12 protein-coding genes are annotated in these 12971 nt (G+C 50.1%); 7 read left to right on the forward strand and 5 right to left on the reverse strand.

All coding sequences use genetic code 11. The features are described 5' to 3' along the window. Positions 1 to 49: 49 nt before the first annotated feature. The 5 genes from ACR0J7_RS16590 to ACR0J7_RS16610 all read right to left on the reverse strand — a co-directional run bounded on the left by ACR0J7_RS16590 (position 50) and on the right by ACR0J7_RS16610 (position 7377). Positions 50 to 1417 (reverse strand): hypothetical protein, encoded by a 1368-nt coding sequence (locus ACR0J7_RS16590; RefSeq protein WP_480914962.1) that lies wholly within the window; start codon positions 1415 to 1417, stop codon positions 50 to 52. A gap of 132 nt (positions 1418 to 1549) precedes the next feature. Beyond that, complete coding sequence (locus tag ACR0J7_RS16595; protein WP_480914964.1) at positions 1550 to 1855, reverse strand: hypothetical protein; 306 nt, start codon at positions 1853 to 1855, stop codon at positions 1550 to 1552. A gap of 707 nt (positions 1856 to 2562) precedes the next feature. Further along, positions 2563 to 5079 carry an Hsp70 family protein gene (locus ACR0J7_RS16600; RefSeq protein ID WP_480914967.1) on the reverse strand — a complete coding sequence of 839 codons (2517 nt, stop codon included), beginning with the start codon at positions 5077 to 5079 and terminating at the stop codon, positions 2563 to 2565. Positions 5080 to 5083: 4 nt separating this feature from the next. Beyond that, positions 5084 to 5461, reverse strand: a complete 378-nt coding sequence (locus ACR0J7_RS16605; protein WP_480914969.1) for a hypothetical protein — start codon at positions 5459 to 5461, stop codon at positions 5084 to 5086. Next, the gene (locus tag ACR0J7_RS16610; protein ID WP_480914970.1) at positions 5455 to 7377 is read right to left on the reverse strand and encodes a hypothetical protein; all 1923 of its coding nucleotides are present in this window, start codon (positions 7375 to 7377) and stop codon (positions 5455 to 5457) included. Before ACR0J7_RS16610 ends, ACR0J7_RS16605 begins: the two co-directional genes overlap by 7 nt. A 698-nt stretch (positions 7378 to 8075) precedes the next feature. Here ACR0J7_RS16610 and ACR0J7_RS16615 point away from each other — a divergent pair. The 7 genes from ACR0J7_RS16615 (at position 8076) to ACR0J7_RS16645 (ending at position 12850) form a co-directional block, all read left to right on the forward strand. Further along, complete coding sequence (locus ACR0J7_RS16615; RefSeq protein ID WP_480914972.1) at positions 8076 to 8666, forward strand: hypothetical protein; 591 nt, start codon at positions 8076 to 8078, stop codon at positions 8664 to 8666. A 33-nt stretch (positions 8667 to 8699) separates the two neighbouring features. After that, positions 8700 to 9194, forward strand: a complete 495-nt coding sequence (locus ACR0J7_RS16620) for a hypothetical protein (protein ID WP_480914974.1) — start codon at positions 8700 to 8702, stop codon at positions 9192 to 9194. Continuing rightward, positions 9179 to 9907, forward strand: a complete 729-nt coding sequence (locus tag ACR0J7_RS16625; protein WP_480914976.1) for a hypothetical protein — start codon at positions 9179 to 9181, stop codon at positions 9905 to 9907. Before ACR0J7_RS16620 ends, ACR0J7_RS16625 begins: the two co-directional genes overlap by 16 nt. Beyond that, complete coding sequence (locus ACR0J7_RS16630; RefSeq protein WP_480914978.1) at positions 9904 to 10647, forward strand: hypothetical protein; 744 nt, start codon at positions 9904 to 9906, stop codon at positions 10645 to 10647. Before ACR0J7_RS16625 ends, ACR0J7_RS16630 begins: the two co-directional genes overlap by 4 nt. Before the next feature lie 401 nt (positions 10648 to 11048). Beyond that, the gene (locus ACR0J7_RS16635; protein WP_480914980.1) at positions 11049 to 11390 is read left to right on the forward strand and encodes a hypothetical protein; all 342 of its coding nucleotides are present in this window, start codon (positions 11049 to 11051) and stop codon (positions 11388 to 11390) included. A gap of 253 nt (positions 11391 to 11643) precedes the next feature. Beyond that, positions 11644 to 12225 carry a hypothetical protein gene (locus ACR0J7_RS16640; RefSeq protein ID WP_480914982.1) on the forward strand — a complete coding sequence of 194 codons (582 nt, stop codon included), beginning with the start codon at positions 11644 to 11646 and terminating at the stop codon, positions 12223 to 12225. Positions 12226 to 12547: 322 nt separating this feature from the next. Further along, positions 12548 to 12850, forward strand: coding sequence for a hypothetical protein (locus ACR0J7_RS16645; RefSeq protein ID WP_480914983.1), 303 nt, complete (start codon positions 12548 to 12550; stop codon positions 12848 to 12850). Positions 12851 to 12971: the final 121 nt, after the last annotated feature.

The following is a 12971-nucleotide window of genomic DNA, read 5'->3' on the forward strand; positions in this document are numbered from 1 at the left end:
ACTCAGCATTGGGCTGGAAAAGCCCCGTCGCATTCGAAAGGAAAGTGGCTTAAACGAGCACTTGGGGCGGCACAAAAACGGGACAGGTCCATGTTGCACTGATGTTTTCAGGGGACAAGTCGTTTTCGAATACCCATTCATGGAAGCTATGCACCCACGCTAAGTTTGTATCCTCCACCTGAAGCTCTTTGCACTTCATGATGAGAGGTTCATCCCGAAGTGCCGAGCGACCTTCTCCTGGGCCGTTGCGAGTGTATCCATCCACAAGCTCCCCATCCCGAATATGAGGCGGAATGATCAGGCGCCCGTAGTTGTTTGAAACCACTTTGCCCTGCTCCCAAACAGCTTCTGAATCGACATCCGGGTGCACCCGAACCGGGCGCCAGGTGTTTTCGTTGCGCACAAACAGAAGGCCCCGCAGCGAAACCAGCGAGATACCGACCGAGAGCGCCTCAGAGAGCATCTCTTCGAGTTTTTGGTAGTCTCTATCCCCGAAGAGCTTGTGTCCCTTCGAAAACCTCAGAATATCGCCGTAGATACTGTCGAACCGTGCATCATGCGGACGGCCTACAACATCGGCCCAGAGTTTTCGGGCCTGCTTCCGTGCCCTCGCCTTTGGCAAACCAGAAATCGAGTATTGAACAATATTTACATCCGTCAGGAACGGGTACTTTTGCTTGATGAAGTGTTCCTGGAGCGCAGCCCGGACTTGCTCGTTGGTGCTTTTATGGGTCACATCGCTTTTGAAGCGTGTCGGGCTGTAGTTAGCTCGCAAGGCGTCTATGGTTCGCTCGATGGTTACCAGGGACTTCTCCCGGCCGCGTCTGGCCTCTTCGCTTCCAGGGCCTCCAACGTATTCTTCGGCTACAATATCCCGAACTGTTCGGGCGCGCTCTTCGACCCATTTATCGAATGTTGCCGTGGGTTCAGATTCACGGCGACCAAGTAGATCTTCGATTGCCAAGTAGCTTCTTGACCGCCGACGATTATCTTCATCCAGATCTACTAGTGTCCGACCGCCTTCCTGACGAAATTTCAGCCCAAGCATTCCGATTTCGGTCGGGAAGTCATCCATCCCGTCCAGTTCCAGTGCCCCCCGAGCAACCAAACGAGAACTAAAACGCTCGGTGCCATAGTTGCGCAGGTCGACCATCTTCCAGTTCTTGCCATCCTTCGAGTGGAACAAGCGCCGGGCCTCCTGGTTGGGAGCCACAGAGATAACCGCATCCACATATCGAACGTTTGGGTTCACCTTCAGAAACACCTTCAGGCGCTCGCTAAATGCTTCAGCCTGATCCTCGAATACGTTGTGCAGGGTATGACCGTCATCCAATTGAACGGATTTTTTGGATTTCTTCGGGCCTTGTTTCTTTTGGGAGGCCAACCGTTGAGTAATAATTCTGCGCTCAGTTTTCACAACGAGTCCCTATTGCCTTGATCACGCGACAAGTACGACAGAGAGCCTCAAAGGCCAACCGGTCGTATGGGGTGATTGGTCGGGCTGAGGTAATGCCATAAGGGGCAGGGACGTGTTGCAGATGTGGGTTCATCAGAATTCAGAGGTTTTTAGATCCTTGAGTGGCCAGAAATCCCAATCCTCGATCTCTTTAAGGCCGATTTCAAACAGATCTTTCGTTGCAGTGATCTCGTTCAGATAATCCCAGATCAACTCGGGCCCGTGTTTGCGATCTATGATGTCATAGGGTTTGTGGCCCAGAAATATATCGACGGTCAGGAGCCAATAGCCCGCCTGGACGGAACCGAAGGCAACGAGGGCCTGCTGCCATATGCCCGAAGTCGCTGTGTGCGTGGGGATGGCGCTGATCGGCCGGTACTGGCGCCAGTCATCTTCCATGATTAGGACTGACCCGCAGGCATAGCCTTCGAGAATGAGCTGAGATCAGCTGGTCAGAATAAAAATCCGTGAATGAATCACCGTGTGCTTTGTGGCGCGCAACCATATAGCGTCAGTTAAGCAACCGAAAGAGAAAAGATATGCAAATAGGCGCACATATAGCGGTTCCGGTTAGCTTTCCGACGAGATATAGTAGGGGTCATGAGCAGTACAGGTAGACACTGCTCAGCGGGTCAACATCCGCGAGCTGCACGGTTTTTCAGGGCGATCCTGGCGCACCTGACTCAAGGATGTGAGTCTGCTCTTGCTTTGCCGAGTGAGAGTAAATCCAACGCTCCGATCCGTGGAGATGCGTATGACGGATCTCGTGACAGTGATCCTGATGGTCGTCCAAATACTGGTCGCCATCTGGATCGCGATTATCACGAATGGTCGGTAAGACCTGAGTGAGGGCGGGGCGGACTGGACGCCCAGTTTCACCCCGCCCGTTTCCCAAAAAAACAAGGGCCTCGACGTTGCCGCGTCGGGGCCCTCTTTTGGTAGACTATCGTAGAGAATTCTCGTGACGTCTTAAGTAATACATACTCTCGGATCCGAGGCTCGGCAAATGAATAATGCCGCAGTTTGCAACCCGACCTATGTAAACAAGTAGTGGAGTGAGCATCCTTGGTGTTAGGTGTGCCCAACCAAACCAACGTTGGCAGCGTTTAGCCTCCAAGCAGGTGGGCCAGCTCAACGATCTCCGTCGCGTCCCCACCAGTCGACACCCTGTTCCCGAACATTTTCCCAATCACAAATCGGAGCTGGGCAACGTCACCACTTTTTGCGGCGTCTACCCCCTCTGAAATATGTAGATCATGTAGCTCTGAATCGACTGCTAGCGACCTTTCATCCGCTAAGACCTTGAACATTTCGACTAAGAAGTCGGGGCTTTCGGAAAGAACTTTAAAACGAATGCTCTGCATTTCATCCAGAGACCGTCGTGCTGCATTGTAGTTTCCTTCTCGAATTGACCGACGTGTCGTGACGAGCAGTTTGTCGTGGCGCTCCACATCCACGGGCTGAGCAATGTCACGTAGCTCATCAAATCTAATCTCAGCACTGTCTACTTCCCTATCGAGAACCCGCTCCTCGTTCTCTGGAGAAATGCGGAGGAGCGCAATCTCTTGACGTAGTTTCCGAGCCTCCTCGGCAACTGACCTATGAGTGTCGGCATCGACTGAGGTCGAGAGTGCTTCATGCTGACGCTCAATGCGTTTTCGAAGCCTACCGCTGGCGTCGGCGCTACCGTCAACAATGTTGTCCAGTTCATTCAGGTCATTCTCTGCGCGCGACAGCAAAGTATTGGCGACGTCTGCTCCTTGCTGACCATCAAAATTGATATGGCCGTCTTTAGCCAAATATAGATTGTTCACATCGATTACGCTGCCCATCGTCGGTAGCTCGACCGAGAAGTTCAGAGTACCATTATCACTCATCTTCCAATCAATGATTATGTCGTCGCCTCTGTTAATGCGTTGACCCCGCTCCAATTCTTCCAAACTGTTCAGACGAAAGTTGCCGATGTGCAAGTTGTGTTCAGGGCTGTCAACTCCATCCGCCATTTCGTAAAACTCGAACGCTAAAAAATCGTCTTCTCCGCCAACCAAAGTTTTCCCTGACCGAAATCTCTGCTGCCCTTCAGCGGGAAGCGATGTTCCCTTTTTTAGGATGGGCACAAGCTGATTGCGTTCGTAACCGACCATCCCTGTTTGCGTTTTTACTGCCAGTGTGTAGGTCATGGGGATACTGGCGGCGCTTGCTTCAGTTCTTATGATCGATATTTCCTTCGACGCTTCTTCATCGACTCGACCAGTTGGATCGAAGATCATTACCTTAAACTTGTTCGTCCCGATTGTTCGTACTGCCAGGCTAATGCTGAGAGGTCCGCTAACTGGGATTCGACCTGATGAGCCACCCTGTTCGTCCAGTATTTCAACTTCGTATCCGCTGAGGTCTTCGGATGCTGGTTTAATACGTATTTTGGTCGACTTGTCAGAAACCCTGGATTTGTAGTCGAGTGAAAGCGACACAGAACCGGAGAGTTTTTCTCTGCTTTGGGCTGGCTTCCGCGTTGATTTTCCTCCCTCCCATTCGCGACTTTCTGCGAAAATTGCTGCACCTCTGGCAACTGCGGTCATTGGATCAAGGCCACTTTCCACTTCTATAGCGAGTTGCGACTGAAGCATCTCGCGTATGATCGGCATCTTGGAAGGACCACCTATTGGGACTATCCGAGAGATGTCCTCATTGTTGTATCCGTTCTCGGAGATTATCTTACGACACAACTCAATAGAGTCTTCGATCCGATCTTCTATCAATGCGACCATGTCATCACGGGACAGGTCAATTGATATGTAAATCTCTTCTCCATGAAGATCTTTTGCTCGGACCTCGTCTTCAGAAGCGAAAATCGATGCTGTCAAAGACGCTGACAACTGAATCTTTGCTTTTTCCACTGCGTGGCGACACACAGTTGAGAGATGGCTGTAATTACCGTCTTTCTGAAAGTCTGTCGGTAAACTGAAGTGCTCGATAAGCCAGGGACGCACAATGTTGTCAAAGATGATGCGGTCGAAATCTCGACCTCCAAGCATGTTGATGCCTTCGTGCGCAACGACGTTTACTGAGCCAGCTGTGCTTAAAACCAACGCTAGATCGAAAGTTCCGCCGCCTAGATCGTATACGAGAAAGACACCGTCTTTTTGTTTGCTGTTGGCAATGGAAGCCAATGCAGCGGCGACAGGCTCTTGTAGAAGACTAACTTTTTCTAGCCCGGCTTGTCGTGCAGCACTTATTGTTGCCTCACTTTGCATCTGATTGAATGCAGCGGGTATTGTTATTACCGCCCCTTGGACTTCACTAGTTCCAGATTCTGTAACTGCTTGTCCTACCAATGATCTAATGATTTCAGCGCTGCACTCTACCGGTGTCCATTCTTCATCGCCGAGACGCACTGGGCTATTGGTCCCCATTAAGCGCTTAAATCCAGATGCTACATTCTTTGGGGCGCTAAGAATTCGATCTTGTGCAGATTTTCCAACAAACCGATGCCCTCGCTTGTCCAGATAGATGACACTCGGCAATACATCCGAACCATCTGAAGCTTTAAAGAGCCGAAGATCGCCATTCACATCCCCAACAACTGCTGAGTTGGACGTTCCAAGATCAATACCAAGATACAAGCGTCTATTCCTTTGTGACTATTTCGGGTTCGACTAGCACGCGGCCAGTGCGAACGACTTTCATGTTTTCCATGATGGTTGGTTCTAGAGTTTTGGTGACGATGAGAGACACCCCGTCGTCGAAATCTTCGGCATTGTCCGCTGAAGCCGACATCCCTGTGTGAAACTCCTCGCCATCAAACTCGATTAACCTGAGCCCAAGCTGATCAAGCAGTGTTGCCAATTGGCGTTGGGAGTATTTCACTTGGCCAGCTAGTTTTCTGCCCTGCCCATCAGGTAGTTGCTCAATCGCCTTTTTAGAGACCTGGGTCAGTTTCCAGTATTCGACGCACATAAGTGCGACTGCTTCGGCAGGGAAGCGATCCCCATTGTACCCTACCATGACGAAACGATCCTTCTCGCTTCAGCTTGCAGTATGTCTGATCTGGATGCGGCTTCACGTTGCACAGAAGAAAGAACTCCGGACCGGTACCGAAAGCTCGAACATCTTAAGTTGTAGTCGTTGATCAACTGGTTGAAGCGGTCGATTTGATAGTTTGTCATTGACAAGGATCTCATGAAATCCAAGCGATCCCCTTGAAACGTGCAGTATCTTACCTGAGACTTGGTGAGAGTGCGCCCACTCCCAGCAGGCGGCTTTTCTTCGACGAAAGCATTTGTTGCGGAACGACTTTTTGTTGCCGAAGATGATCTTGTGGTTTCGACGCTTGTCGCAGGTGCAAAGCTGGATTTGCTTGATGAGGAAAAAAATGCGCCGTTTAAAGCTAAAACACCTACAACCACTGCAATAGTCGCGTAGATTCCCCATTCGATTCTGGCTCGCCGCTTCTTTCTTTCAATTTTCTGTTTAATTTGAAGAATTTCAGCACGGCTGCTTCCTTCGGCAAATTCCAACATCTCATTTAGAATCAGTAACATACCGGAAAGGTCACCTGATTTTCTATCGAGCTCCATCATTTTCCAGTTCCGATGAAGAGTGGCTCGGTCGTCCTTCAATTTCTTTTGTATGTCTTCAGGAGGAGCAGTTCCTTCGTGAGATAGCAGGCCATCAATTAGACGGAAGGCAGTTTCTGGGTCGTCACGATCATTGTTAATGAAAAGGGCTATATCCCGGACCATCAAGTAAGCAACCGAAGGGTCTTTCACGTTAATGATGGATTGCTCAAATTCCGTTACCAATCGCGAAAGAGACCCGCCCCGCCGCGCAGCTGTAAACCCGTTTCGCTTGATAAGTTTTTTAAACTGCTTATCCGCCTTGGCAACTTCACAAGCGTCTGCCAACGGCGCAAGAAGTTCGCTCATGCGCTTCTGAACGTCGAGGGCCTCAAGTTGCTCGACGTCACCTTTAAGCACTTCGGCAACTGATTCCAGCTCAGGGAAAGTCCGCAACAGTGCTTCCGAAAGAAGCCGAGCTTCGCTGTATTTTCCATGGGTGTTGGCGAGATCAAGACAAAGCGCCCTTACATTTTCATAGACGCGCTTGGATCGCCCCTCTTCATGCCCTTGGTGCTGTTCATATACTTGAACGGGTTGATTGATTTCGTCCCAAGCAACTAGAAGTTCAGAGATCGCCCTCACATTCTTTTGGAGGTCTCTGTCCACGCCCTTGGCCTGTTCAATGTGACGGTCAATTTGAGCGTTTATGTGAGCCAAGTCGGGCTCGCTTCGGCTGTCGTAGCTGCGAACCAAGTGCTCTAAGAATACGCTGGATGGATGCTCACAGAGTCCAGTCTCAACAATCGTCTCCATCAAGGCGCCAGGTCTGGAACTACTCCAAATACTTGCCGCGACTGTTTCGGAGTGCTTAATTTCGAGTTCTTTTAAGGCGGACCGCAATTGCGGGTCGTTAACAGCGGGAAAGCCTGATACTCGTCTACCCTCATTGATGACACGAATAATATGGGAAGGATCAATTTCATCCCAAGTTGCGATCAGCGAGTGAACGAGCGATTGCTCTACAGGAAGCATACCTGACAGATGTGCCAGAATATTCGCTTTCGCCAGTTCCGGCAGGTGAGTAATGACATCCGCAAGGCCGCTGACTTCATCGGTTGCCAATTGCGCGACGAGACTTGCGACCTGGGCATCGCTTAATTCGGGAAGCCAGGAGAGTTCTTCAACAAGCCTAAGTTTTGGCGTGACTAGACTTTGCTGCGCACGATGTATCTCTTCGGCATTAAAGATTTCTTCGAAAACAGCGTCGTCGGCAAGCTCAGAAATGTACGCGTGGTCGGCTTCGTAGTTTGCTTTTAGAACGTAAAAGGGGTTTGCTTTTAGGTTGAATCGTTCGTTCTTCATGCTTGACGGCGAACCTAATCGATAGTGAATTATCTTGGTTTGGAGGCACGTTAGGACGAAGCCCTCCCAAAGCCAATACCACTATAACCAGAATTTCACATTTCTTATTTCTACCTTTTGTTACATCCTTCATTCATGTTTTGGGATTGATAAGTAGCCTTACAGAGGTGATCTGCCCATACGTGTGGACAAGTAGAGCGTCGCCCGCAATGATTGGCAATCGGCGGCACTGGACTACCTGGACTAATCATGCGGCGCATCACTTCGCACCCCATTCCTTTTTCTCTGGTATCATTCTGATATGCCTTGACGCCGCCACAATCTTGAAGAGATTACCTCTACCAAAAGTAATGCAGACAAACTGAACACAATGAAAAAGTTAGCCCTCTCAGCGGCATTGGCTCTCGCTGCTTCATCTAGCGCGGCCGAAACCATCTTTCTTTATGATGACACACATGATCTGCCACCGCCCTATTCGCAGGGCTGGAGCGCCACCCCAGCGGATAGCATCTATCCAGATGGGAGTATCCGAGAAGTCTTCGTCCGTGGAGAGGGAAAGCGAGGAGATTTCTACGGTATACTGCACGTGAATTGCCCGGAACCAGAACGCTCCCATTGGATTGTGAGCGATGGGTTCTTGAATCCGGAAGACGTTCCTTTCCAGGCCATCACCATGCTCAGGCTTAAAATTTGCAGACATGGCGAAGGTGCGTAGGGTTCCGCCAACCAAACAAAAAAAACGATATTTCCAATTTACGAAAAGGTTAGAGATGCGCAGGTATCACCCAATTTGGTATGGTGTCGGGTTTTCTATGGTCCCGCTTATGGTCCTCTTTCTTGGGTACACCAATGTTCACCCTGAGCTCTACAGGGGTATCCCGACCAGTTTTGGAGGCAGCAATAGTTCCACTTTCTCCGGGATAGCTTGGGATGAAGATGATAAGGCAGATCCTCCTTTGGAATACATATCCGATTCATTCAAGGGCATTCGGATCACCACTGAAACTCCAAAAATCGCGTCCTTTTGGGATCTCTGGAATAAGCCAAGATCGGAAGTTGAATACGAATGGCAGTACAAAGTCAAAAATTTGACTGACAAAAAACTCAGAATCTCGGTTACTTACGAGTTGAATGGGACAATGGACGAGATCATAGCGACTTCGGATTCCTTCGAAATTGCAGAGCCTGGGGAAACCATCGAAATCAGGCATACCGACAGCTTAAACTACTATGAAGCTAGGCAAGTCACCGGTTCGGGGTGGAGGATCGGGAGAAGAGCAGTTCCCTAAGTCAAATACAAAACAACCTAGGAGTGTCATGGGTTGAATACCAACAATGAACTCGGTCCACACAACGCACTTTGGTTAGGCGATGGTGAGTGGATAAGCTGGGACGAAATCAACTGGCAGATTCAGTGCAAAGAATGGCGGGCCAAGTACCCAAATGCAAAGCTCTCTCTGGTGCCTATCTTTGAGCAACTGCTGGATATTGCAGCTGAGTACTACCACGTTACCGGAAACCACCTTCAGGTCTACGGGGATATCGGGGAGCTCTATGGCGCTATTACTTATGGTCTAGAGCTCCACAAGAATTATGCCCAAGGCTCTGACGGTCGCATGGGTAATGACTTCGTAGAAGTTAAGACGATCACACCTTTCAAGAACAAAGATGAGGTTGTCATCAACATGGATGGGAACTTCAGCAAACTTCTCGTGGTCAGGATAAATGAAGACTTCGAGTTATCCCACAAGCTTGTCGACCGGAAAGATCTCCCCAAAAAGAAGGGAAAAGCGACTATTGAGTGGAAAAAGATATGAAGGCGGTGAATACTACCGTTCGAGACCAAGAGCTCTCAGATTCAAATGGTGACGCCGCCCAGCGTTCGACCAAAATCAAGAGCGGGCCCGACTTGGTCGATCTGGACGAAATCCTGGTAAGTATTCTTGAAGCTATCTTCCAACAAACCAGCCGCGGGACGCGTATAGCAACGGGTGCCGCTCTCAACACGGCTGGTGGCGCCGCAGCAGTAGGAAGCATCACCGGCCTTGTCAGCACTCTTGGAACCGCTTCAACAGGAACCGCGATTGCCTCCCTTTCTGGGGCCGCCGCGAACTCCGCTACTCTAGCAGCTATTGGCGGCATCGTAGGTGGGGGCATGGCCGCAGGCGGTCTAATCCTTACCAGCGGCGGAATTGGGGCAGGTATTGCAGCAGGCATCTACGGGAAGCGGATGCTTTTGGGCAAGACGCGCACATTCGATGATTTGGAAGGTTTTGAAGCTCAAATTGTTCTGGCAATAACGGCATTCCGTAAGGGCATCCGCAGAGCGGATGGGGTTTTCTGCACCTTAAAGGACAAAGAAAAATCCGCGGTCAAAACAGCTTTTCTAGACGACCTCCTACAGCAGCTGACCACGCACTTGAAAGTCACCGCACAACGGGGCTTCCCGAAGACACTTACCTCCCGCCACCGGAACAAGCTTACCGACGAAACCCGAAGGCTGCGGGTACTTACGGACTATTGGACATGACGAAACGCCCCAAAATCATCATCGATCTGGACCGTTCACCCGCCATGGTCGTGGCCGGCACGCTCATTGCCTTGACGGGCCAGCTCACGAAATCACTGGATTCACAGCAAGAAATGGTGGTCGCCGCTCTAAAGCGCCAAGTCCCCTCTCTCCAAGATGCCTCCCTTGAGGAAATCTCCGACTACCTGGCGCCGATGTCAGAAGCCCAGCTTCTTGGGCTGACCAATGCGGTAAAGGGCGTGTATCATGAGATGCTGTTTGTTGCCGCTGAAAACGGTGATGGCGATGGCGTCACGGCCGAACTCTTCGGGGAAGTTAACCATCCGGGTGCTGACATAATCCTCACACAGGGCGGTGAGGTTGTTGAAGAAATTCAGTTGAAGGCTATCCAGAGCTATTCTGAATTCGAGCGCCACATGGACCGTTATCCGGAGATTGAAGCGCTTGTGACTGATGAAGTTGCGCGCAGGCTCGGCGACAAATCACTGAGTTCTGGTTTCTCCAACGAAACTCTGACTGATGAGGTTTCGGGCACTTTAGAAAACCTTGCTGGCGAAACAGAGGCCGAGCTAGCTGTTGAATCACTGGGCGCATCGGTCGCTGTCAGTGCCGCTATCTCAGCGCGTCAACTCCTCATGCGCGGATCGCTGGACAAGGATGAAGCCAAGAGAATTCTGGGAGATATCGGTGTTGGCACCGGCACAGCCCTGACCATCGATGCACTGATTGAACTTGTTTAAATACGTTTTAATCGAATCTCTCACCGCCGAGATAGCCTTAAAAAAGCAATTCCTGGTAGAGGAAGGATTTCTTCCAGTTCTTACGAGCAGGATGCCTCGCACTCAAAGCGTTGCGGGGCGGCAACACGTCTAACCAATTCTTTAGTCAGAAAATGTTGTATTTCTGAGTTTAATTAGAGCCGCCAATCCTTGGTAACTCGTGGCGATTTCAAGAATAGGGGGGTGACCTATTCTTGAGAAGTAAGGATTGGTCCGCCAGCCATTCTTGAAAAACACCTGTCAGAGCAAGAATAGTCTCGCTCGCTATCCTTGAAAAGTACAATAAATAACAAAAGGTTAGCTTATTGACTCGCTCGCTCGTTTGCACACTTAGTGATCTCACCTGCATCAAAGGAGATCAAATGACGGACGATAAGTATAATCAGGTATTCGAGAAGCTGCTTTCGGGCACTCAGATCGAGGAGCCTGACAACGTGGTGGCTGCCGCCAAAGAGTATCTAAAGCGAAAACGTCGCATTTCGCACCCGGAAGGGGATTTTGACAACGGTGGCCGATTTTACCTTTCGGATGAAGAGCGAGTTGCATGCTGTGTCGGAATTCGAGAACCCTCACGTTCCTACCCTTACTCTGAAATGATGCATGGGCGCAGCCTGCGCCATGTAGCCAAGCTCTTCGAGACAGACGAGTTGGAAGTACGCCGGCTGGCAAAACGAATTGAGAGCGAATTCGAAGCCGCGCCCTAACGACTAGGCGCAGTCCCCCCGATCCACCAGCAAAAACTAAGGTTTCAACAGGTGATGAACAAATGTTCATCGCAGGTCCTTCTTTTGCCCAGTGAAATCAGGCTGCGCCACTTCGCAATTCGCCTCAGGAGGAAAAACGACAACCGCAAACTGAAATCAACCCAATGCCATGGACTTTTGTTGATGGCACGCCCTGCCTTCATTCTCGACACGGTGGAGGCTTCAAAACACGATATCAGGCAAAGGAACCAAAATGATCGAAATTGCACTGAGTAAGAAACCACCTTTCGCGCCCTTTCAACAGGAAGGGGGCAAACTGCATTTAGCCAGCGATGACCATGAGAACTTGCGAGCGACAATTCTCTATAGCGCAAGAGATCTGACCTCTACGGAAATCAGCTCGCTGCGGACAGGAAAAACCCGAATTGCCATTACACCTATCAAGATTGATGGCTATGTTCTTCCGATTTTTGTTGTCAAAAATGACCAGGGGTACTTTGAGTGCCCTTATGCGCTAGGTTTGGAAGCGCCCGCAGATCAACGGCGGATCGCGAACGCCCTGGCAAATGTCAACTCTTTGACACACGAGGAGACTTGGCTCCTAACCATAATTTCTACGGAAATGCGAACAAATGAAGTGGTTGGAATCAGGTTTTCTAGCCTTTCGTCACGGTTCTGGAGAATAGCCGCTGATGCGATTTTAGCTTCGAGGTCAGTCTCTCAAGACGTTCAAAATCGCATGCTCCCAATTGCCTACGCCAAGTGCCCGCGTTCCAAAGATCTCTTCAAACGTGCTTTGCATAAAGAGATATTGGGAACAAAAGGAACTCGTTGACTTCCAAATAACCGGGTGCTGACTAGTTTATTCAATCAGCGCCCGGACACCGAACGGCAATCAGGTTTGCGATCAGCTGCATTGGGTGCATTTCGATTGTTGCTCGCCGTGGTCATGACCGTTTCGGCGAATATGCGGCAATCAAATAGTTGGCCATCGTGGTCGTCCCGCCTGACAAACAAAAAACTTGAGTATTGCAGAATCCAACGAAAACCTTCGGACCTTAAGAACAGGACAAGTAGAGAAGTCGCTCGTTTCGATGAAACTTCAGTTTAAACATCTTTTGGTAGCTTGCTGACGTAGTCAAAAGAGAGAACAAAAAATGACTGAAGATCGAGCAACACTTGCTACCGCCATTGAAACTTTGGCCAGTTTGGCCACTCGTCACAAACAGAACTCCGGGATTGTAGCTCGGGATGTGTTGATGTTTTGCGTGGAGCCAGCATGGTATCCGTTTGACCCCAGCTGCCTGATGTCATTTGATGCAAAACATGCGGAGTGTGCAGTTGAAGCCATTCGTTACGTGCTGACCACCCGGCACAGCATCCAGTCCTTCCTCGACAAAGATGTGTTTGATGAGTTGCGTGCTGAATGGACCCAATCTCACCAAGATAAGGCGGCTTGAAATGACCGTCTACCAATATCCAGCGGGTCGCTGAAATTACCATTACCTGCGCGTGACGGCGCTTTACCTTGACCTTCGGCAGTCGCATCCTTAAGTTGCTTCGTCCGAGAGGAATACAATT

This window comes from Ruegeria sp. O4 (assembly GCF_056535125.1).